Origin of the sequence: Marinobacter antarcticus, from assembly GCF_900142385.1 — a bacterium.
GTDB lineage: Bacteria > Pseudomonadota > Gammaproteobacteria > Pseudomonadales > Oleiphilaceae > Marinobacter > Marinobacter antarcticus.
Window position 1 is genome coordinate 425,107 of the sequence record NZ_FRAQ01000001.1, and the last position, 20,092, is coordinate 445,198.

Annotated in this window: 19 protein-coding genes and 1 pseudogene; 8 read left to right on the top strand and 12 right to left on the bottom strand. The window is 55.4% G+C overall.

What is annotated here, in order from left to right; all coding sequences use genetic code 11:
• Positions 1-2 precede the first annotated feature (2 nt).
• The gene (locus BUA49_RS02030; protein WP_072795124.1) at positions 3-1,037 is read left to right on the top strand and encodes an SPFH domain-containing protein; all 1,035 of its coding nucleotides are present in this window, start codon (positions 3-5) and stop codon (positions 1,035-1,037) included.
• A 31-nt stretch (positions 1,038-1,068) separates the two neighbouring features.
• Here BUA49_RS02030 and yfbR read toward each other — a convergent pair whose 3' ends face one another.
• The 3 genes and pseudogenes from yfbR to BUA49_RS18235 all read right to left on the bottom strand — a co-directional run.
• Positions 1,069-1,662, bottom strand: a complete 594-nt coding sequence (gene yfbR, locus BUA49_RS02035) for a 5'-deoxynucleotidase (RefSeq protein ID WP_072795125.1) — start codon at positions 1,660-1,662, stop codon at positions 1,069-1,071.
• A gap of 44 nt (positions 1,663-1,706) precedes the next feature.
• The gene (locus tag BUA49_RS02040; RefSeq protein WP_072795126.1) at positions 1,707-4,532 is read right to left on the bottom strand and encodes a DUF748 domain-containing protein; all 2,826 of its coding nucleotides are present in this window, start codon (positions 4,530-4,532) and stop codon (positions 1,707-1,709) included.
• A 148-nt stretch (positions 4,533-4,680) separates the two neighbouring features.
• A pseudogene (locus BUA49_RS18235) lies at positions 4,681-4,749 on the bottom strand (MHYT domain-containing protein); the annotation flags it as partial.
• A 148-nt stretch (positions 4,750-4,897) separates the two neighbouring features.
• On the opposite strand from BUA49_RS18235, the gene pdxH reads away from it, so the two are divergent.
• The 5 genes from pdxH to BUA49_RS02065 are packed head-to-tail and all read left to right on the top strand — an operon-like array spanning position 4,898 to position 7,761.
• Positions 4,898-5,533: a pyridoxamine 5'-phosphate oxidase gene (gene pdxH, locus BUA49_RS02045; protein ID WP_072795127.1), complete on the top strand. Its 636-nt coding sequence runs from the start codon at positions 4,898-4,900 to the stop codon at positions 5,531-5,533.
• Positions 5,502-6,284, top strand: coding sequence for a 4'-phosphopantetheinyl transferase family protein (locus BUA49_RS02050; protein WP_072795128.1), 783 nt, complete (start codon positions 5,502-5,504; stop codon positions 6,282-6,284). Before pdxH ends, BUA49_RS02050 begins: the two co-directional genes overlap by 32 nt.
• Before the next feature lie 35 nt (positions 6,285-6,319).
• On the top strand, positions 6,320-6,922 hold the full coding sequence (locus BUA49_RS02055) for a DNA-3-methyladenine glycosylase I (RefSeq protein WP_072795129.1): 603 nt from the start codon (positions 6,320-6,322) through the stop codon (positions 6,920-6,922).
• A 57-nt stretch (positions 6,923-6,979) separates the two neighbouring features.
• Positions 6,980-7,300 carry a DUF6482 family protein gene (locus BUA49_RS02060; protein WP_072795130.1) on the top strand — a complete coding sequence of 107 codons (321 nt, stop codon included), beginning with the start codon at positions 6,980-6,982 and terminating at the stop codon, positions 7,298-7,300.
• Positions 7,297-7,761: a DUF3429 domain-containing protein gene (locus BUA49_RS02065; RefSeq protein ID WP_072795131.1), complete on the top strand. Its 465-nt coding sequence runs from the start codon at positions 7,297-7,299 to the stop codon at positions 7,759-7,761. The genes BUA49_RS02060 and BUA49_RS02065 overlap by 4 nt, the downstream gene beginning before the upstream one ends.
• Here the strand turns inward: BUA49_RS02065 and BUA49_RS02070 are convergent.
• The 8 genes from BUA49_RS02070 to BUA49_RS02105 all read right to left on the bottom strand — a co-directional run bounded on the left by BUA49_RS02070 (position 7,758) and on the right by BUA49_RS02105 (position 18,163).
• The gene (locus tag BUA49_RS02070; RefSeq protein ID WP_072795132.1) at positions 7,758-8,756 is read right to left on the bottom strand and encodes a sigma-70 family RNA polymerase sigma factor; all 999 of its coding nucleotides are present in this window, start codon (positions 8,754-8,756) and stop codon (positions 7,758-7,760) included. The genes BUA49_RS02065 and BUA49_RS02070 overlap by 4 nt on opposite strands.
• A gap of 104 nt (positions 8,757-8,860) precedes the next feature.
• The gene (locus BUA49_RS02075; RefSeq protein WP_072795133.1) at positions 8,861-10,303 is read right to left on the bottom strand and encodes an aspartate kinase; all 1,443 of its coding nucleotides are present in this window, start codon (positions 10,301-10,303) and stop codon (positions 8,861-8,863) included.
• Positions 10,304-10,354: 51 nt separating this feature from the next.
• Positions 10,355-11,623: a diaminobutyrate--2-oxoglutarate transaminase gene (gene ectB, locus BUA49_RS02080; protein WP_072795134.1), complete on the bottom strand. Its 1,269-nt coding sequence runs from the start codon at positions 11,621-11,623 to the stop codon at positions 10,355-10,357.
• A gap of 97 nt (positions 11,624-11,720) precedes the next feature.
• Complete coding sequence (gene ectA, locus BUA49_RS02085) at positions 11,721-12,236, bottom strand: diaminobutyrate acetyltransferase (RefSeq protein ID WP_072795135.1); 516 nt, start codon at positions 12,234-12,236, stop codon at positions 11,721-11,723.
• A 149-nt stretch (positions 12,237-12,385) separates the two neighbouring features.
• Positions 12,386-13,336: a hypothetical protein gene (locus BUA49_RS02090; protein WP_072795136.1), complete on the bottom strand. Its 951-nt coding sequence runs from the start codon at positions 13,334-13,336 to the stop codon at positions 12,386-12,388.
• 9 nt (positions 13,337-13,345) lie between these two features.
• Positions 13,346-14,749: a sodium:solute symporter family transporter gene (locus tag BUA49_RS02095; protein ID WP_072795137.1), complete on the bottom strand. Its 1,404-nt coding sequence runs from the start codon at positions 14,747-14,749 to the stop codon at positions 13,346-13,348.
• Between the two features lie 168 nt (positions 14,750-14,917).
• On the bottom strand, positions 14,918-15,889 hold the full coding sequence (locus tag BUA49_RS02100; RefSeq protein ID WP_072795139.1) for a radical SAM protein: 972 nt from the start codon (positions 15,887-15,889) through the stop codon (positions 14,918-14,920).
• Between the two features lie 78 nt (positions 15,890-15,967).
• Positions 15,968-18,163 carry an FAD-dependent oxidoreductase gene (locus tag BUA49_RS02105; RefSeq protein WP_072795140.1) on the bottom strand — a complete coding sequence of 732 codons (2,196 nt, stop codon included), beginning with the start codon at positions 18,161-18,163 and terminating at the stop codon, positions 15,968-15,970.
• A gap of 257 nt (positions 18,164-18,420) precedes the next feature.
• On the opposite strand from BUA49_RS02105, the gene BUA49_RS02110 reads away from it, so the two are divergent.
• Both BUA49_RS02110 and BUA49_RS02115 read left to right on the top strand, forming a co-directional pair.
• Positions 18,421-19,038, top strand: a complete 618-nt coding sequence (locus BUA49_RS02110; RefSeq protein WP_072795141.1) for an RNA polymerase sigma factor — start codon at positions 18,421-18,423, stop codon at positions 19,036-19,038.
• Positions 19,032-19,289: a zf-HC2 domain-containing protein gene (locus tag BUA49_RS02115; protein ID WP_072795142.1), complete on the top strand. Its 258-nt coding sequence runs from the start codon at positions 19,032-19,034 to the stop codon at positions 19,287-19,289. Before BUA49_RS02110 ends, BUA49_RS02115 begins: the two co-directional genes overlap by 7 nt.
• A 23-nt stretch (positions 19,290-19,312) precedes the next feature.
• Here the strand turns inward: BUA49_RS02115 and BUA49_RS02120 are convergent, their stop codons facing one another.
• The gene (locus BUA49_RS02120; protein WP_072795144.1) at positions 19,313-20,065 is read right to left on the bottom strand and encodes a DUF6969 family protein; all 753 of its coding nucleotides are present in this window, start codon (positions 20,063-20,065) and stop codon (positions 19,313-19,315) included.
• Between the last annotated feature and the right edge of the window lie 27 nt (positions 20,066-20,092).

Consider the following 20,092-nt stretch of genomic DNA (forward strand, 5'->3'; position numbering starts at 1 on the left):
GCATGGAATCCTATATTACACCGGGGCTGATCATCAGCCTGATTGTTGTTGTCATCGGTATTTCTATCATCGCCAAAGGGCTGGTGATCATCCGGCAGTCGGAAGTTATGGTCATTGAGCGCCTTGGCTCGTTCAACCGCGTTCTGGAAAGCGGCGTGAACATCATCATTCCTTTTATCGAACGGCCCCGCCCCATCACCATGATCCGCTATGTGCGCGCCGGCGCGGATTATCACGCCATGATGACCGATGAAACCCGCATTGACCGCCGCGAAACCGTCATGGATTTTCCCGGCCAGCCAGTGGTTACCACCGACAACGTTACGGTGTCCATTAACGGCGCCTTGTATTACCAGATTATCGATCCGCGCCGCGCCGTATACGAAGTAGCCAATATGAGCCAGGCTGTAGAAGTACTGGCGAAGACCACGCTGCGCTCGGTAGTGGGCAAGATGGAACTGGACAAGCTGTTTGAATCCCGCGCCGAGGTGAACAACGCCATTCAGGCCGAAATGGAAGAGCCCGCCTCCAAATGGGGTGTAAAGCTTACGCGGGTGGAAGTTCAGGACATCAGTATGCCGGAAGAAGTAGAGGAAGCCATGCGCCTGCAAATGGCCGCAGAACGCAAGCGCCGAGCTACCGTCACCGAAGCCGAAGGTGAGAAGACCGCAGCAATCGCCAAGGCCCAGGGCCAGCGTGAATCCGCCATTCTCAACGCTCAGGGCGATAAAGAATCCGCCATTTTGCGCGCGCAGGGTGAACAGGAATCCATTCGCCTGGTACTCAGCGCCATCGGCGACTCGGAAGACAACAAGCAGACGGTTATCGGCTATCTGCTGGGGCAAAGTTACATCAAGGTACTGCCGAATATGGCAAAAGACGGCGAGCGGGTATTTGTACCCTACGAGTCTTCTGCCCTGCTGGGCTCCATGGGCATGTTCCGGGAACTGGCCGGCAGCCCCGACGATGCAGTTCGCCAATCGCTGCAACGGGACGGTCTGCGCGGCGGACTGGTCGGCGGCGCCAGCAACGCCTGACCCTCACGAACGCACGGACAACCTGCCGGCATCAGCCCAGCAGGTTGTCCAGCGGCTCTGCATAGCTGGGCGCGAACACGCCCATGAAGTAGGCCACTTCCGGCAACGCTTCCTGCTCAAGCTTTTGCCGGATCTGTTTCTCAGCTGGCTCAAACTCACGATTACCCGCTCGAACTTCTGCCTGACACTTCAGCCAGGCCGACAGGCGATCTGCGGCCTTGATGAGTTCGCGATCCTCAGCCGGTAGCCGGGACTCCCGGACATAAGGTGAAAAATCCTCACGCAGATCCGCCGGCAGCAGTGCCAACAATTCCGCCTCTGCTTTGTGCTCAATGTCGCCAAAGGCCTCCCGCATAACCCGGGAATGGTATTTTACGGGCGTGGGCATGTCACCCGTTATCACCTCAGTTGCATCGTGGTAGAGCGCTGCAGCAGCAATCCTGTCTGCATTCACCTTTCCGCCGAAGTGTCGGTTACGAATCAGTGCCAACGCATGGGCCAGAGTGGCCACTTCCCAGGAATGGGTTGCTACGTTTTCTTCAATCGCGTTGCGCATCAGCCCCCAACGCTTGATCCAGCGCAGTCGGGATACGTAAGCAAAAAAATGACTACTGACTTGTGGCACGCGCTTTTTTCCTTTTTACCATCTTTGTGAAATCCATAGACGCCTTAGCGTGCGTCCAGCGTAAACTCGACAATGACATTGCCATCGTCCGATACCTCAGCGTTACGTGAAGGATCGAGCATGAATAACTGACTCGCCGGAACATTGTGGGTGTCTCGCAGTATTTCCTGCACCGAAGCGCCCCGCGCACTGGCAAGATTATTCAGCACCTCTGGCGCCAGAGGCCGCTCTCCGGCCAGATACGCCTTTCGAGCTTCCTCCCAGTTCTGCTCTGATAGCTTTCCATTCTGGTTAGCAGCCAGCTCATCACGCAGAAGCGCCAGCCCGTCGACAGAGGGCGAAACACCGCCACGGATGTTCAGTAACAGATCCGGGCGGTCAAGCAGGGCTTCGGCCAGGGCGGCCAGCTTCTCAGCCTCGCCCTGTACCAGCCTGGTCTTGCCGGGCTCAAAGCTCATCTGGCCCAGCTCTTCACCGCTCAGACCAGCCAGTTCGGCAATCGATCCGAGCACACTGAAAGGCGACGTAGCTGCTTTGGCCAGCAGATTCACAAACGCCCGCATGACCACTTGGCCAACGCTGAAATCAGGGCTGGCCATATCCCCACTAATGGGCAGGTTCATTTCGATAACCCCACTGCTGTTCCGAAGCAACGCCAGCCCGAGCTTCACCGGCGCATTGACGGCTTGCTGGCTGGCAATTGCCTGCCCAAGCCCAAGGCGATCCATAACAACCCGGTTCGATGCTTTAATCCGGCTGCCGGTAATCTCATAGTCGAGATCCAGCGCCAGCTTGCCGCTGTCCACAGCATAGCCCAGATAACGGCCAAAATAGGGCGAAAGTACCGGCAGCGAAAGATCTTTCATCGTCAGTTTCAGGTCGCTGGTTTCTTCGGTTCCCAAAGTGCCAATCGTGCCGTCAAACTCAACGCTGGCACTGCCTCCCACACGACCCTTTACGGAGACTTTGCCTTGCTGGGGCGAAATATTACTAAGGCCGGTAACCGTGCCATTGAGCTGATCGAGCGAGGTTGTAAAAGCCGGATCAAGAGTACGATCCGTGTAATCGAGTGCACCTTTCTCGATCATTAGCTGGCCGATGCGGAAGATAAAGCGCGCGTCTTCACCCGTCTCCTGTTTTGGCTGTGCAGAAGCATCAACAGCTCCGGACGACAGGATGATCTGCTCTACGTTGTGCACGCTATCAGTGTTCCGAACCAGATTGATGGCCGGCTGGGCCAGGGTAACCGTGCCGATTTCCAGCCTGGCCGGATGCACGTTGTACTCAATGGGTGCCAGGCGCAACGTTTGCCATGAGATCAGCCGCTCGTTACTTCCCGGCAATTGAAGGTTCAGCCCGGAAACCTCTGCAGTGCCATTAAATGTGCCCGTTAGTGGTTCCTGCTGGCTGTCCAGATTGAGGTTTCCGTCCAGCCCCAGTGTGCCATCTGCAACCGCAATATTGGCTGATTCCTGCAAATACGGCTCAAACACCGCCAGAAGGATTCCGGAGCCGGCAATAGCCGCTTCCAGCGTAAAGGGCCGGGGAGTCAACTGGCCGTTCAGGGAGAGTTTGCCACCGCTGGCCAGAGCTGCCTGCAGTTGGTACGACATCGGATTTTCCATCTCACTACTGATGTCACCCATAGAAAGCGATAGCTGCTCCAGTGTCAGCTCTGCGGGCGAGCCCGGCTGCTGATCCTGCCAAAGCACACGGCCCCCGGAAACGTTGATGCTCTCCAGTGACCAGCGAAAAGGCCGCGCGGCCGCTGCAGGCTCCGGCGCTTCTGCGCCCGGCTCTTTCTTCCCGCTGCCCTTGTTAAATGCGGCAAGTGCGGCAACCCAGTCAATCTCTCCGGCTTTATTGCGCGCCAGCGCAATGTCCGGCTGTTCCAGTGAAATCGGCCCGACACGCGCTTCGCGGGTATTGAGATCAAACCCTATATCGTCGATGACAATGGACGCAGTGGTCAGGCGGGGCTGTTCACTCTGCTTATCCGGAGCGACGGCCAGATCTTCCACCGAAAACCGGCCATTGCTGGTAGAAAAGGACAGAATGTCGCCTGACTGCAGCTCATAATCTGAACGCACCGTTACTTTACCTCCACGCAAATCATAGGGGAGGTAAGGCGCAAGGAAGTGTCCGAGAGTCTTGTGATCAACGCCAGAAATGGCGAGGTTTCCACTGGAGTAAAGCGGTGTGACACTGAGGTTGCCTTGCCACTCGATGGTCTGGCTACCCAGGGCTGCCTGCAGATGATAATCGCTGTTGCGATCATCCCGTTGCCAGGTAGCCAGATCGCTCAGGGTCAGATCCAGAGGTATAATCCGAAACTCCACCATTTCCGGCTGAGTGAAATCCCGGAACAGCAGCTCACCACCGTTTACAGTGAACTGCTTAAAATACAGCGAGGGCGGCGTCTGACCTTTCTCCGGCTCTGCCGGCTTGCCGCCTTCCCCTGCGTTAGCAGCCTGAAAGTCACGCGCAAAATTCACGCTGTAGTCTTCAAGCAGATCCAGCCGGATGAACGGCTCATCAAGCTCAATCGCCTCAAACCCGACAACGCCACGAATCAGCTCAAAGAAGTTCAGGTTGATATACAGACGATCTAAACCCACAACCTTTTCATTGTCGCTGTCCTGAGCAGACAGGTTCAGAGCCTCAACGCTGAGAGCAAACGGGTTACTGCTGATTTCACCAACATCAGCTTGCCACCCCATGCGCTGCTCCAGCTGATCGGGCACCAACTTCTCCAGCCACCAGGGCAAAAGCAGAAAACCTGCAAGGCTGTACAGAATCAGAAGAACCAGGAATCCGATCAACAGATTCCTGGGCATACGACTGTGTTGACGGCTCTGGGCCACGGACATCTCCTCATAAACGGCGGAATCCCTGGGGCGATCTTGCCCTCCTGCCTGCCCACAAGGATAGTCGGCCTGATACCGGTTTGTCAGCTGTTCAGGTTATGGCCAGGCAATACCAGCTCAGGATCAGCCCCACATTCACAAACTGGCCGATCTATTTGATCGCCAGGCGGAGCGGAACCCGACGCATCCCCACGAAGTGCATGGTCCAGACGCCCGTACCATTAGAAGTGAACCGGGCCTCACTTTATTGTTGGGTTTCTGTAAACGACTACGCCACAAGGATCACTGACAGGCGGCCCTGAACCCGATATGCTCAGTCGTCGTAATTATCCCGTGTCATTTTTTACACGCGAGAGAGAGGAAGGTTTATGGACATCGGCGATATGCGTCGCGATTTTGAGAGTGAAGGGATGGATCGCGAGGCGCTGAGCGACAACCCGACCCAGCAGTTCGAAACCTGGTTTGGCGATGCCCGCGAAGCCGGTATTCTCGAACCCAACGCTATGTCCCTGGCCACCACCGGTGCCGACAACATGCCAGATTTGCGCACGGTGCTGCTGAAATACTTTGATGAACGCGGGTTCGTGTTTTACACCAATTACGGCAGCCGAAAGGCCCATGAGATTGAAGAGAACCCCCGGGCCGCCCTGCTGTTTCCCTGGATTGGCCTGAACCGCCAAGTGCGTATTCAGGGCCCGGTTGAGAAGGTCAGCAAGACCGAATCCCTGAAGTACTTTGCTTCGCGCCCGAGGGGCAGCCAGATTGGCGCATGGGTTTCGGAGCAAAGTAAAGCCATTACGTCACGGGGGCTGCTGGAACAAAAGGTGGCGGAAATGAAGCGTAAATTCAGCGAAGGTGAAGTGCCACTTCCCGGGTTCTGGGGTGGCTACCGCGTTGTCCCTGAGCGCATCGAATTCTGGCAGGGCCGCCCCAGCCGCCTCCACGACCGATTCGAATACGTAAGGGCAGATGATGGCTGGCTCATCCAACGACTCCAGCCCTGACCCCGCCGGCGACCAGCATAAGCCGGCCATCCTGCTATGTCACCAGACCGGACAAGTGCCCGAAGCAGCACCGGACTGGCTGACGGCTCGTGAGCGTGAAACATTCTCCGCACTCAGCGATACCCGCGCGGCAGAGTTTCTCACCAGTCGCTGGTTGATACGACAGGCTCTCAGCAGAGCAAGTGCTGTGGCGCCTGCCCAGTGTCGGCCGGTTGAAGGGCGCCCAACGGCCTCCGCCAACCCGCCAGACTGGCACCTCTCACTAAGTCATAGCCACGGCCTGTCTGCCTGCGGCATCCAATACGGCTCTGCACTGGGCATAGACATTGAGCCCAGCAAACGGCACCCACAATGGCAAAAAGTGGTTAAGCGCTGGTTCTCTTCCATTGAACAGGAATGGCTGTTTCAGGAGGATGACCCTCACACTTTTCTCAGGGTCTGGACCCTGAAAGAAGCATGGCTCAAAGCCACCGGCCGGGGCATAGCAGGCAACCTGCAGACTCTGGAAGTGCGCAGGCATTTTGAGCTTTATGGCGATCAACCAGACGGTCACTGGCAGGCCTGCTGCTTTTATACGGAGGGTTTTCTGGGCACACTGGTGTATAGGCAAGCCGGTGGTTGCCGGCCGGGTTCATGGCCAGCGATCACACTGCTGGAACCGCCGCCCGAGGATTACACGCTGAGCGCTGCAGAATCACTCGACATTCACTGGGAGCCGATGTTTCAGCGACAGATCCGCTCAAAGCCCTGATTCAAATCCCTGTCAAAGTATCGGAAGGTCACAACATGCCTGTTGCACAGAAGGATGGAGCAACCCCGGAGCGTTGCCCATGGTGCGGTACCGATCCACTTTATGTGCATTACCATGACACGGTCTGGGGCCGGCCCGAATACGACGACCTCGCGCTGTTTGAAAAACTCTGTCTGGACGGACAACAGGCTGGCCTGAGCTGGATCACCATTCTGCGCAAGCAGGAAAGCTATCGTGCTGCCTATGACAATTTCAGCCCGGAAAAAATTATTCAATACGGCGATGCCAAGGTCGCAGAACTGCTAGCAAATCCGGGCATTGTGCGAAACAGGCTGAAAGTAAAGTCGATCATCGAAAACGCCAAAGGGTTTCTGGATCTTCAAGAGAAAGGCATGGGTTTTTCCGGCTTCCTCTGGTCGTTTGTGGAAAACAGCCCGAGACAGAACAAGTGGCGCAACTTTAATGAGGTGCCTGTTACCACGCCAGAATCCGAGGCCATGTCCCGGGCTCTCAAACGCGCAGGGTTTACGTTTGTAGGCCCTACCATTGTCTACGCGTTCATGCAGGCTACTGGCATGGTCAACGACCACATGGTTTATTGCCCGCAGCACGCGCAGTGCCGTTTGCTGGCTCAATGATCTTAAACGCCCACAGTCTCGTAAGTTCTGGAGAATCAGGTATCCCGGAGCTTTACTGTGAGAATTACCCTGGAACAACTCGTAGCCCAGCCAAAGCAGGTCATTGATCTGCTTGAAATCATATCCATTGAAGGCCAGCAATACATGGCCAGGCTGAGCTTTGGTGATCGGCAATTTTTGCTATCCGATAAAAAAGACGTTACTTGCCTTTTCCGCAGCGCCTGGCAACTTCAGGATACTCTTAGCGCCGTTTCAATCAGAGAAACTCAGGTAGTTCACCCCTCTGCCTATCACGAGATGATTGGCATGGAGCCTGCCGCCATAGAGCCTTTGAGAATACGAGTTCAGAGACAGAAGGTTCAGGGGCAAAAAACGTGATTTCAGTAGCGAGACTTGCGATTCTGGTAGGGGTAGCAGGGCTAATACCTTTCATTGCCTGCGCTGCTGCTCTTTTCGCAATGCCGCAGTACAGCGTCTCCCTGTTGGGCTACTTTTACCTCTACAGCGCTGGCATTCTGGCTTTCATGGCAGGCATTTACTGGCCCATAGCCATGCAGCTGGATAATCGCTGTTACCCACTATCGCCTCTGGTCACCATGTTGCTAAGCCAAGTGTTCTTTGTTGCCGCAGGCATTGGCCTCCTGCTGAGTACGCCAGCGCAAATTGTGCTCTATACCGTTGCGTACCTTGGCCTGTACGTCACCGATGCACGCTGGATGCGGGTTTACTGGCCAGCCTGGTATCTGCGCATGCGCATGGTTCTGACGCTCGTTGCGGTTACCTGCCAACTGACCGTCGGCGCCTGGTTCTTCCTGCTACACTCCAGCCAGGGCGTTTAGAGCCTGAAGCCTTCTTCCGGCCCGTCAACCAGAGCCTGCAGCTTGCGCAACGCCAGCTTCTCGATTTGCCGCACCCGCTCCCGGCTTATACCCATATCTTCAGAGATAACCTGCAGAGTATCCGGTTCCGGCAAACCTAAGCCGTAGCGGCGCGAAAGAATAGCCTGCTCCCGATCCGTGAGCTCACTGAACATGGACTTCAGCGCCCGGCGATCATCGCGGCCCGACATCCGTTGCTCCGGGCTTGCCTGATCGTCGGCCTCAAGGCTGTCGCCCAGGGTAATTGAGCCATCTTCAATCAAGGGAGCATCCGTTGATATCTCCCGCCAGGCCAGCGCTCTGAGTTCACCGATCCGCGAGGGTGTCGCCTCCATCGCCCGCGCCAGCTCCGTCTGGGAAGGCATACGCCCAAGATTCTGATGCATCTGCAACGACACTTTGTGCAGGTTGCGGATTTCATTCACAACATTTTCCGGCGTGTGAACCAACCGACCACCCCGTTGCAAACAACGTTTGACCTCTTCACTGATCCACCAGTACGCGTAGGTGGAAAAACGGAAACCTTTTGTGGGATCAAACCGCTCAACCCCTTTAATCAGGCCAACATTCGCATCCTGAATCAGATCAGACATGAGTATGCCCTGCTGGTTGTAACGGCGGGCAATGTGAACGGCCAGCCGCAGATTGCTCTGAATGAGCTTGCGGCGACAGGCGTTGGCAAGATTAAGTGCGCGGCGGCACCTGGGTGAGAAGGCACAGGCATCGCCGAGGCTGCCTATGACAGCACGGAATGTCTGGGGGGTGTCATCAGGCAGCGTCATTTCCGCACTGATGATGCGATAGCACAGCGTTAACTTGCGGGAAAGGCGGCGTTCAGACGCCTCTGTAAGCATTTCGAACCGGGACGCATCCCTGAAATACAACCCAACCAGAGAATCCCTTTCACCATCATTGGGCATTTTAGGAGACGGCCCCAGCCTGTCGGTCTTTGCCATGGCTTGGTACCGGTGAGGATTTACAGAGAATACGTCCTCATACTACGGATGGATTCATCGCAAGTCGCCCTCCCGGCGCAACGAATCCACCCGGGTTTTATCACTCAAGCTGCAACAATAGCGTACCCATGGTTATGGGGCTCAATCAGAACACCATGCAAAGCAATGATCGCTTTCTCGTAGTTATCCTCATCGACCACGAACTGGATATCAACCTGGCGCATGCACTGGTGCAGAGCCAGCACGCTGATTTCCTCATCAGCCAGCACTTTGACCGACCGCGCCAGAATGCCCGGCACTTTTATATCACTGCCAATCGCTGAAACCAACGCCACTTTACGGGTGCTGATCTCACCGTTGGGGAACTCTTCTTTCAACGCACTCACCACGCGTTTGACGTGCTTGAGCGTGCTACCCACGTAATGGGTAATCGTGTTGGCGTTGGTATCCTTGGCAATGAAGCGCACCTTGAAGCGGCTCAGGATATCCAGAATGCGGCGGTCCGAGCCCGGCTCCCCCTGCATATCCTGATCAAACACCTCAATGGCAAATACGCCCTTGGCACCGGCAATGATCTCAACCTGCGGCTTTTCGCTCACATAGTCGCCAGTGATCAGGGTGCCGGTATGCTCCGGCTCGAAGGTATTCATCACCCGCAGCGGAATCTCCGACTGGCGCAAGCCCTTGCCTGCACGGGGGTGAATTGCCTCCATACCCAGGTTTGCCAGCTGGTCTGCCACGTCGTAGTTGGTGCGACCCAGGGGAACCACTTTTTCTGCGCCCACAATGTTGGGATCCGCGGAGCTCAGGTGGTATTCCTTGTGAATGACCGCTTCACGGGCTTCGGTAATAACCGCCACACGGCTGAATGTCATCTCACTGTAGCCCCGGTCAAAGGTGCGCATCAGGCCCTCCTTACACTGGGCATATCCGGTCACGATTGGCAGCTCACGGGTGAGATCAACGGCATCGAAAGCCTGCTTCAGCTTTTCGTCCAGCGGCAGCAGTTCAGTGTCGCGCCAGCCGGTAAGATCCACAAAACGTGCATTGATACCTTCTTGCTGGAGCTTCAGGGTGGTGTTGAACGCACTGTGGGCCTCGCCAATGCCCGCAAGCATTTCACGAACCGTCAGCAAATGTTCTTCGAGCTGGAACTGACCATAGGAACACAGGCGCTGAAGATCAATCAGGCAACCGCGAACGCCCTCAATACGGTCGGTAATGAACTGGTCTGCCTGCTGCTTGAGCATCGGGTCTTCAAACAGCTCACCGTTGATATCTGTAATGAATTTTATCAACTTGGTAAGGTCATCACCCCACGCCCAGTCGGATTCTGCGTCGGCGAACAGCGCGTATACGCCTGGCTCGCCGGTTTTCTTGTGTTCCAGCAATTCGTTGGTTACGCCGCTGTAGGCGGATACCACAAAAATACGCTGATAGAGTTCTTCCTTGCTACGATCCGCGACAATGATGTTATCTCGCACGGCTTCGTAGTTGCTCATTGAGGTACCACCGATTTTCTCGACGGTATGTAATTGACTCGTCATAGTTCTTCCCTGGCTAACCTGCAGAATGAATGTAGGGAATAGAGAGGCGTCTTAAGACGCCTCGCTGATTCCTTCCTGCATGATTTCATCCACACTTTTTGCCAGCAGTTCAGCACCCAGTTTCAGGTCTTCCTTGCTGGTTGTAAGCGGCATCAGGCATTTGATGACTTCATCATTCGGACCACTGGTCTCGATGATCAGACCGTGCTCGAAGGCACGCTGGGTGATCGGGCCTGTGACGTCAGCGTGGGCAGCTTCAATGCCCCGCATCAAACCGCGTCCTTTCATTTTGAACTGACCCGGGTACTTATCGCAAATCGCCTGCAGCCCATCGCCCAGAACCTGAGCCTTTTCCTTAACCTCATTGGCAAATTTATCGTCTTTCCAATAGGTATCGACAGCGGCACGTGCCGTAATGAACGCCATGTTGTTACCGCGGAAAGTGCCGTTATGCTCGCCTGGATCCCAAACATCCAGCTCCGGCTTGAACAATACCAGTGCCATAGGCAGGCCATACCCGCTCAGGGACTTGGAAACCGTCACGATGTCTGGCTTGATGCCGGCAAACTCAAAGCTGAAGAACTCACCAGTGCGACCATTACCTGCCTGGATATCATCAATAATCAGCAGAATGTCGTGCTTCTTGCACAGAGTCTCCAGCCCCTTCAGCCACTCGGCACGGGCAGCATTCAGACCACCCTCGCCCTGAACTGCTTCCACGATCACCGCAGCCGGCAGTTCGACACCGGAAGAGCTGTCAGACAGCAGCTTGTCCATTATGGCCAGAGTATCAACGTCCTCACCCAGATAGCCGTCGTAGAACATGAAGTCTACGCCAGAAAGCGGAACACCCGCACCAACACGGTGATGCTTATTGCCGGTTGCGGCAACCGCACCCATGGTCACACCATGAAAACCGTTGGTGAACGAAATAATACCGGTACGGCCCTTCACCTTACGGGCCAGCTTCAGGGCCGCTTCCACACAGTTGGTACCCGTCGGGCCGGTAAACTGCATTTTGTAGTCCAGGCCACGGGGATCCAGAATGTACTTCTTGTAGGACTCCATAAAATCATGCTTGGCCGTGGTGAACAGGTCAAGACCCTGGCTCACGCCATCTGCCTCGATATACTCAAGCAGTGCTTTTTTCAGAATGTCGTTGTTGTGACCGTAGTTCAGTGAACCGGCACCGGCCAGAAAGTCCAGGTACTGCTTACCGTCTTCCGTGTAAAGATGGGCGTTCTTGGCGCGGTTAAAAATCACCGGAAAGGCACGGCTGTATACACGTACTTCGGATTCAGTGGACTTGAAAATTTCCATGGTTTTACCTCTTGGCCTTTCGACCTCTTCAATAGGATTATTTAAGGATAATTCTGAGGCTGGGGCGCGTGAGCAGGCAGGGCGCCCGCAAAAGTTCTCAGGGCTTCTTGGTAAACGGCCCTATGCGCAGCAGAAATTCAGAATCGTGCTGACCGCCAAAATGAGTGTCTTTCTCGAAGTGCACATGATGTTCAAGCTCGGCGCCCATATCCCGCGCAAACGAGCGAAACAATGCCCATGAAGCTTCATTATCGGCGGTGATCGTGGTTTCCATGTGGGTCACGTTTTTGCACGCTTCCCGGGCCACGATTTCTTTCAGCATCCGCTTGGCCAGACCCTGCCCACGACCTTTCTCGTGAACCGCAACCTGCCAGACAAATACAGTTTCGGCCTTTTGGGGAGGGATGTATCCGGAGATAAAGCCGACCAGATCGCCGTCCTTCTCTGCGGCCACGCCGGTTTCGGCGAAGTGGCTGCACTGCAAGAGGTTGCAGTAAATCGAGTTGGCGTCCAGCGGGGGGCATTCTGCGACCAGCTGGTGGAGCCTGAAGCCATCATCCTTAACGGGTGTGCGAAGGGCGATGGCGGTGGTATTCGAACCTTCTGATGTCATAACGTGATCAATTCGCCTTAAAAAGTTAGAGCTAAATTATATAGACCACAAAATATATTTCAAGTCGGGCTTAATGACCACGCAGCAAAGCACAACCGCCCTTTCTTTCAGAATAGACCGTATTGAAGCTTTCGCCAATGACTAATTCGTCAGGAACCGGAAGAAAAAACGACTTGCTCAGAACTCAGGGAAGTACCTTGCAGGATACGCTGCCTGTAGGATGCAGCGGCATCCGAATCCGCCGGCCACAGCTCGTCAAAACGAGATAGCCAGGCCGCCGTATCAAAGACAACGGGAAGCAGGGAGACGTGAACGCCCCGCTGCTCAAAGCTGGCTACCGGCTCAGTGACTGGACGGGGCAGACCGATGCGGGTAATCAAGCCGCGTGGATCCGCCTGCAAGTTGCCCATACCGGCAGAACCATTGTTGACCACCACGCGAGCCCGGCTCTCCATCTGCGCTGACCAGAGCACCGGCAGGCAGGTATGGGTGCAGGCAATCACATCGGCGCCAGTGGCGTGCAGCCACTCCAGCACGACGGATTCATTAGCGGCACTAAAGGATTCATGGGCCAGCCCCCAACCGGCAAGAGATTCGGGATCACCGTGCAGAACCAGAACCTTTAGTCCTCCAAACATCAAGCACCGATACCGTGGCAGAAGCGACAGCCGCTCCTGAATATCCGGATGCTGTTCGGCAACGTCCTGCAGCCGCGCCATGATGCGGTTCGAGCGTTCTACGACACGCTGATCGACAAAATCCGGATAGGCACAACCGCACCCGGCACCAGCACTGGCATTCGCCAATTCGTATTCGACGTTGCCAAGGCTGACGGTATGCGCCAGCACCCGGTTATTGATATCCCGGAACAGGCTATTACTGGCGTTAAACCAGTTGAAATCGCCATTAAAAATCAGCTTTACCCGGTGGCCTTGGCGCTCTTCTGCCAGTGCCATCCGCTCGATTTCATCAAGCGCGTAAGGATTCCCGTAGAGCCCGCCGATAATATAAAGCACGTCCTCCGTTACCTCATCCGGCTGCTGGCAGAGAGACTCAGGCCTGTATCGGTAGGCCAGGGGACAACTACGACCTTCAGTCATGGTAGTACCTCATACTTCTCTGGCCGCCAGTGAGCGACCTGCCAAACGCCGAAATGCCAATGGCAGGAAAAAGCCGCCAGTACAAATCAGGAAGCCATACGCATTCACCCCAAGCAACATGGCGTACTTGCCGTCGCCGATGGCCCAGCTGGTCGGAATCAGCCCCACCGCCAACATCACGCCGAGGCCAAGACCGGTCCAGAAACTCAGATGGAAACTCCAGGGCGACCAACTCGTGAAACCGTAGAACAGAAACACAGGGCCCAGCCCCATTACCATGGTGCCGGAAATGGTGGTGGCCTTGAGGATATCGGTGCCGGCAAACATCGGCAGATTGCCCGCTAATGCAAAGACGATCATCACCACTGCACCTACACGGATACTCGGCAACTTGTCCTTTGCCCGCTGCGCCAGGCGCGGCAGGTCCACCGCCAGCGATTTGGCCAGCGACGAAAAAGTGGAGTCCAGCGTCGAGCCTGCGGATGTCATCATCACCACACTCATAAAGAACAGCGCCGCAAGACCGAGTGACTGCCCGACCGCCGCTGGGGCATTGCCCATGGCATCAATACCGTTCAGGCGCGCATGAACCCCTACCAGACTGAAGGCGAACACCGCGACAAAGCCCAGCAAGCCCGCGACGACAAAGCTCTTGAGCATGGTTTTTTCCTTGTTCACAAAGCCACGATCCGTCAGCACCGGGTCGTGGAACGGATAGCTGAACATCTGCAGCAACGCCACCAGCAACAAATCGAAACCCGCGTTCAACCGGAACTCGCCTTCACTAAGCAACGCGGAAGTATCATTGGCCGGGATAATCATGAACAGCACTGCGCCCAGGAAAAACACGAACACAAACGTCTGGATCACATCGGTAAAAATGGAAGAACGCAGACCGCCTTTGAGGCTATAGGCAAGGGTAAATACGGTAAACAGCATAGCTGATACATAGTATTCCCACTCGCCTGGCAGTCCGAAGTAACCACCCACCACCGCCGTGTTACTCCAGACTTCGTTATACAGCCGAATCAGAATCGCCGCCGCAAACGCCAAGGCTGCAAACCGGCCAAAACGAGAGGTCAGGAAATCCTGCAGACTCCGGGCCCCGGTCTGAGTCCGGATAAGGTAGATGATGTAACCCGCCACCGGAATCGACAACCAGTAACTGGCGTAGGCCAGACCGCCGGTCACCCCGTAAGCGGCACCGAGATTGGCTGCGTTGGTCACCGACTTGGCGAAAATCCAGCTGATAAAGATACTCGCCGTCAGCGACCACTGACTGACCGGATTGCCCTGATCGTCAGCACCCTTGTAGAACGAATTCGCATTCTTGCTCTTTGGCGACAGCACGTACATCACAATGCCGTAAACCACCAGAAATCCCCAGAACAGGGCACCTTCAAAAGTCGTCATCACAAAAATCCACGTTTCTATCAGTGAACAGCACAGCGACCCGCGCGGTCTGTGGGGCGGGAATTAATTTCCGCCAGAAAAAAATGTCTGAGCGAAGCGAGTTGTTTTTTCCAAGGAAATTAATTCCCGCCCCGCAGGCCGCCAATGCCAATCTAGCCGTCCTGAAAATCAACCAGGCGCCGAACAACTGGCCCCAAACCGGTAACAGGAAAAGCACCGGTGATGCCGCAACATAATGCGCTCATCCATACTCTCCGCCAGCGAACCGCCCAGATCATACTGGGGGTCGTCATCCACCAGCGTGCAGGCATAAACCCGAACCTGCTCGCCCTTCTTCACCAGCATCCGCGTATAGGTACACATAAAGTGCGCCCGGCTCTCCTCGGTCGGATACTTGTCCATGCAGCTTTCGGTAATCTCGGGACTGCCGTCTTCAGAACCCGGTGTACCCAGATCCGGAAATGCCGTGAAGGCCAGATCAGAAGGAATCTGCCACGACTCTAAAATGTCACGGAATGCCGCTTCCACGTTCGCCGGAATTTCCTCCGGATCCGTCTGGCGAGCAATAGAGACCTTGAAACCCTGCTCAATCAGCCAGTGAATGCCCTCCAGCGCCTGATCAAAACTGCCTTCACCACGGTCTTTGTCGTGGCGGGCGCGATCCGGGAAATCGAGGCTTACACGGAAGTGAATCGGGTAGGGGTTATCCAGCAGCGGCAGCACCTGGTGCCTGCGTTTCAGCAACGGCTCGGTGGCGTTAGTGAGCACAAAACAGGGACGGTGCTGACTGGCATAATCGAGAATATTCACAAAATCCCGAATCACAAACGGCTCTCCACCGGTGAATGAAAACTGCTCCACACTCATGTCGATCGCTTCATGAATGAACGGTTTCACATCACTCAGCTTCATACCCGGAATGCGGCCATCACCGGGATGGGAGCCTTCGAGGCAGAAAGGGCAGGCCAGATTGCAGGCCGTGCCGGTGTGAATCCATAACTCTTTCAGCCTGTTCGCATCAATATACCCTCGGGGGTCACCGTTGCGAGTATGGGTCCAGCTGTCGAAAGCCCTGGGTTCGAGCACTTCCACGGCCGGAATGCGTTTACTGCGGGCCGGTCGGGTTTCGGTCAGGGGCATACATGCTCCTCGATGTTAATGGGAATAGGACACGGACACAGGCAGTGCTGTCTTGTTACAGCAACCGCCCGCTTTTTTTCAGCCCGTAGTCACTTCTTTACGTTTCGCCTGGTGGCTTTGGCCCTTTCCTCGCCGCCAGCCATGCAGTTTTTCCAGCAGTTTGAGAATGCCCTGGGGTGCGTGGGCGCGCTTCCATTCCCCCGCGGCAGCCTTGGCAGACTCGTTCCAGGTCGGATACGGATGAATGGTACCCAGAATCTTGTTCAGGCCGAGACCATGCTTCATCGCCAGGGTGAACTCGGCCAGGATCTCCCCGGCATGAGAACCAACCACCACAGCACCGAGAATCTTGTCCTTACCCGGCGGCGTCAGCACCTTGATAAAACCAGAGTCTTCGCTTTCAGTAATTGCCCGATCCAGGTCGTCCAGACCGTATTTGGTGACTTCAAAGGCAATGCCTTTCTCTCTGGCTTCGGCTTCACTCAGGCCGACGCGGGCCACTTCCGGCGAGGTAAAGGTGACCCAGGGCATAACCCGGTAATCCACCTTGAAGCGCTTGAACTGACCAAACAGGCCATTCACCGCGGCATACCAAGCCTGATGCGCTGCAGCATGGGTAAACTGATAGGGACCGGCAACATCGCCACAGGCAAACACATTCGGGTAACGCAGGCTCATGTCTTCTTCCACCGGCACGGTTCCATTAGGCAAGGTCTCGATACCGATTTTGTCTAGCCCCAGACCTGTGGTGTTTGCGGCGCGGCCCACCGCAACCAGCACCTGATCAAAGGCAATACGAACCCGCTCTCCCTTGTGCTCGCAGTAAACCACTTTTTCGCCCTCTTCGATGGCGAATTCTTTGGCCGCATGTTCCAGACGAAGGTCAACGCCATCATTTTCGAACTGAGTTTTCACCAGTTCTGACACATCGCTGTCTTCTTTAGCCAGCAACCGATCACCCATTTCTACCTGAATCACCTGGCTGCCCAGGCGGGCGAAAGCATGAGCCAGCTCGGAACCGATGGGGCCACCACCCAGCACCAGCAAACGCTCCGGTTGCTCCTGCAATTCCCAAAGGTTGTCAGAGTTCAAAGGCTCCATATCATTAAGCCCTGGAATCGGTGGCATGGCCGGCTTGCCGCCGGTGGCGACAATAATACTCCGTGCTGTCAGCCGCTCTGTGTGACCATCATTGTGCTTTACCTCCAGCTCCCAGGGAGAGACGAAGCTCGCCTCGCCAGCGATGCAATCCACGCCCAGTTCCCGATACCGCTCAGGGGAGTCATGAGGCTCTACTTTGGCAATCACATCTTTGACACGGTTCATGATGTTCCGGAATGACCCTTTCACCGGCACCGATTCAAGGCCGTAACGATTAGCATGGCGCAAGGTATCCGCCGCTTTCGCGCTGCGAATAAGTGCCTTCGAAGGCACACAACCGGTATTCAGGCAGTCACCGCCCATCTTGTGCTTTTCAATCAGCGCCACTTTCGCCTTAACCGCAGCAGCAATGTAGGCAGATACCAGACCCGCCGAGCCACCGCCAATCACCAACAGGTTGTAATCAAAGCTCTCGGGCTTCTGCCAGCCTGCGTACACCTTGCGACGGCGGATAAAGCCCACCACAAACTTGGCAATCAGGGGGAAAAGCCCGAGTAACGCAAAGGAAAGCAGCAGATCCGCAGAAACGATATCGCTGGTGGACTGGATCTGGCCCAACTGCGTACCGGCATTAACGTAGACAAAGGTCCCCGGAAGCATGGCAATCCAGCTAACCAGAGCGTAGGTGCGCAGCTTCATCGCCGTCAGGCCCATGGCCAGGTTGATCAGGAAGAAGGGGAATACCGGCACCAGGCGCAGGGTTGCGAGGTAGAACGCGCCATCCTTTTCGATACCACGGTCCATTTTCGCCACCGTCTCGGCATAACGTCGGCGCAAGGTATCGCGCATCAGGAAGCGGGCTACCAGAAACGCCAGAGAGGCACCGATGGTGGAGGCAACCGACACCGCCGCCAGGCCGTAAAGGTTACCGAAAAAAGCACCGCCTGCCAGGGTCATGATCGTTGCCCCGGGGAGTGACAGCGCTGTGACCACGACGTAGATAGCCACAAAGCCGAGCACCGCAACCACCAGATTCTGACTAATCCAGCTATCCAGAAGCTGCTGGTTATCCTTGAGATTCTGCAGCGTCAGCAGTTCATTACCACCGCTGGCGATAAAGCCGATGATCACCGCCACGATCAACCCGACCAGAATCCACTTTTTCGCTGTCATGAAATAATCCTTATTACCTTTAACGTGATACTGCAAAGACACGCCAGTCGCGGAAGTGTTACATCAAGCGCTTCAGTTTTGCTTCTTTTACCGGTTTAATCATGTTGTACGTTATTCAGACCGGCATTGTGTCAACGTTTTCTCATGAATATCTAACAATTTGGTCACGGCCCCGGTGGATGATACGCAAGGAACTTTTCGCCAGCTTTCAGAACTTACTGCTATTCTTGAACAATTGCTCATAAAAGGAAACAGCAATGTCCGATACAGACGCCCTCAAGGAAGCAGCACTGATTCAAAGCATGAAAACGGGCGATGATCAGTCCTATCAGGCAGCGGTGCGCACCTACACGCCCGGAATGCTGGCTGTCGCCCGGTTCTATCTGGATTACTCGAGTGCCGAGGAAATCGTTCAGGACTGCTGGGTGACGGTGATCGATGCTATTCAGAAGTTTGAAGGTCGTTCCGGCCTGAAAACCTGGTTGCACCGAATTGTCGCCAACCGCTGCAAGAACAAGCTCCGATCCAGCAATCGGGAAGTAGCCACTGATTTTTCAGAAAGTCTCGAGCCGGAGCTTGCCGACCGTTTCAATGCCAAAGGCCGCTGGGACCTGCCACCAAAACTTAAGTTCCACGAATCCGCAGACACTCTGATGGAAAAAGACGCGCTCAGTGATTGCCTGGATAAACATCTATCGGTGTTGCCAGAAACCCAGCGCTCAGCCCTGATGCTTTACGAAGCCCACCAACACAAATCCGAGGATGTCTGTAACATTCTGGATGTCAGTGCCTCTAACCTTCGTGTTCTTTTACACCGTGCGAGGCAGAAGATCTTTCTCATGGTGGAAACTTTCCAGGAGACGGGCGAATGTTAATGTGCAGGGACTTGGCCGGAATCGCCAGTGACTACATCGATGGCGAATTGACCGGCCGACAGAACGTGTCCGTGAAGATGCATCTGATGATGTGCAAGGACTGCCGCACGTTTATCGGCAACCTTCGCGCAAGCACGAATCTTATGAAGGCGCACTCCTCCGGCAAGCCGGACGAGGAACTCATGCGTCGGATTGATGAACGGGTGACAGAGGCCCTCCAGGCCTGGAAAAAGAATAACGGAGATAACTAACCTTCCGTCCCGAGACGACCGGATTACCGTTGGTTGCCGGCTCCTGATAACCGTTTTCGCGGTATTTCGCTGGGTTGAATTCGTCTTTTTTGCTCCGCTTTCAGTTTGTCCGCCCAACTTTCTATATCGACCGGGATGGTTCCGGTAATTTCCAGGGAACGGTCCTCAAGCACCTGCTCAAGGTTCTGCCCCTGTCGTTGTGAGACAACCTCGTCCCGGTGGTAAAGCAGGGCTTCAATTTGTGGCCTGAAACAACGCACCATCGCTGTCAGCCACCGATTCACCGGCCAGCTGGGATAAGCGTGGTCGATGGCAAACCGATCAAGTTCCGTAACGATCGTCTCTGCAGGCAACCAGCTTTCATCCGTTACCCAGCGGTTTACCGCGAACAGATCCGTGGGATAGCCCCAGGCGTCCATGGAAATCGCCACCAGGTGAGCCACCCGATCCTCGCCCGCTGGCCCCATTGCCGGCTCAGCACCTTGGGGTAATGCCGCGCTCCTCAGAAACAGATGGAAATGGCCGTGCTCAGCATGATCCGCGCGGTGAGCATGGTAGTAATACTGGGACGCCGTGTCCCGATCATAGACGTCGTCTTTCGGATAATGATCCATCTCATAGAAAGACCCCTGCCCCCTGAGCACTTCACCGACAATGTTTATGCCACCCTTCTCCAACACCCGGTAGCATTCCCGGATATCGTCAATGGCTGCCAGGCTGGCTGTCAGCTGGCTGTCGCTGAGGCTCGCCAGTTTCGGAATCTGGAGCTCTGTCATAATCTCTCACCTCCTGCAGCGCGGTTT

Excerpts from the sequence above, each read along its gene's own strand:
- BUA49_RS02050 (WP_072795128.1), top strand. The coding sequence starts at position 5,502 with ATGGCTGGCTCATCCAACGACTCCAGCCCTGACCCCGCCGGCGACCAG.
- BUA49_RS02110 (WP_072795141.1), top strand. The coding sequence starts at position 18,421 with ATGTCCGATACAGACGCCCTCAAGGAAGCAGCACTGATTCAAAGCATG.
- BUA49_RS02120 (WP_072795144.1), bottom strand. The coding sequence starts at position 20,065 with ATGACAGAGCTCCAGATTCCGAAACTGGCGAGCCTCAGCGACAGCCAG.
- BUA49_RS02075 (WP_072795133.1), bottom strand. The coding sequence starts at position 10,303 with ATGACGAGTCAATTACATACCGTCGAGAAAATCGGTGGTACCTCAATG.
- BUA49_RS02105 (WP_072795140.1), bottom strand. The coding sequence starts at position 18,163 with ATGACAGCGAAAAAGTGGATTCTGGTCGGGTTGATCGTGGCGGTGATC.
- pdxH (WP_072795127.1), top strand. The coding sequence starts at position 4,898 with ATGGACATCGGCGATATGCGTCGCGATTTTGAGAGTGAAGGGATGGAT.
- BUA49_RS02070 (WP_072795132.1), bottom strand. The coding sequence starts at position 8,756 with ATGGCAAAGACCGACAGGCTGGGGCCGTCTCCTAAAATGCCCAATGAT.
- BUA49_RS02055 (WP_072795129.1), top strand. The coding sequence starts at position 6,320 with ATGCCTGTTGCACAGAAGGATGGAGCAACCCCGGAGCGTTGCCCATGG.
- ectA (WP_072795135.1), bottom strand. The coding sequence starts at position 12,236 with ATGACATCAGAAGGTTCGAATACCACCGCCATCGCCCTTCGCACACCC.
- BUA49_RS02040 (WP_072795126.1), bottom strand. The coding sequence starts at position 4,532 with ATGTCCGTGGCCCAGAGCCGTCAACACAGTCGTATGCCCAGGAATCTG.
- BUA49_RS02030 (WP_072795124.1), top strand. The coding sequence starts at position 3 with ATGGAATCCTATATTACACCGGGGCTGATCATCAGCCTGATTGTTGTT.
- BUA49_RS02090 (WP_072795136.1), bottom strand. The coding sequence starts at position 13,336 with ATGACTGAAGGTCGTAGTTGTCCCCTGGCCTACCGATACAGGCCTGAG.
- BUA49_RS02095 (WP_072795137.1), bottom strand. The coding sequence starts at position 14,749 with ATGACGACTTTTGAAGGTGCCCTGTTCTGGGGATTTCTGGTGGTTTAC.
- BUA49_RS02115 (WP_072795142.1), top strand. The coding sequence starts at position 19,032 with ATGTTAATGTGCAGGGACTTGGCCGGAATCGCCAGTGACTACATCGAT.
- BUA49_RS02100 (WP_072795139.1), bottom strand. The coding sequence starts at position 15,889 with ATGCCCCTGACCGAAACCCGACCGGCCCGCAGTAAACGCATTCCGGCC.
- ectB (WP_072795134.1), bottom strand. The coding sequence starts at position 11,623 with ATGGAAATTTTCAAGTCCACTGAATCCGAAGTACGTGTATACAGCCGT.